The sequence below is a fragment of the Gemmiger formicilis genome, from assembly GCF_016901605.1.
Taxonomy (GTDB): domain Bacteria; phylum Bacillota; class Clostridia; order Oscillospirales; family Ruminococcaceae; genus Gemmiger; species Gemmiger formicilis_B.
This window is the reverse complement of the sequence record NZ_JACJKP010000452.1, coordinates 1-436: the sequence shown is the minus strand read 5'-3', so window position 1 is coordinate 436 and position 436 is coordinate 1. Positions and strand designations below refer to the sequence as shown.

1 pseudogene is annotated in these 436 nt (G+C 55.0%); it reads left to right on the top strand.

Annotated features, from left to right (window positions below):
• Window positions 1-239: 239 nt before the first annotated feature.
• A pseudogene (locus tag H6B10_RS15395) lies at window positions 240-436 on the top strand (DNA polymerase IV); the annotation flags it as partial.

Below are 436 nucleotides of genomic sequence, written 5' to 3'. Positions count from 1 at the left end.
CAGGTCCAGCAGCCCGCTGATCTCCTCCGGCGTATAGTCCAGCAGCGTCAGAAAATCACGTCCCTGCAAATTCATAACAATAAACCCCCTCCAGGATGCATAAAAATACAATGTTATTCATTTATTATAGCGCGTTTTGCCCCGTTGTGCAACCCCTGTTTTTTTATGGTATAATAGCAGCAGAAGCCGCCGTAAGCAACGGTGCGGCAATTTTTCGGCGGGGAAAAGGGGGCGCGTCCATGGCCAAGGTATATTTTCATGTGGATGTAAACTCGGCGTTTCTGTCCTGGTCGGCCCTGAAAAAGCTGCGGGAAGGGGACACGCTGGACCTGCGCACGGTGCCTTCGGCGGTGGGCGGCGACGAGGAAAAGCGCCATGGCGTGGTGCTGGCCAAAAGCGGCCCTGCCAAGGCATTCGGTGTGCGTACGGGGGAAAG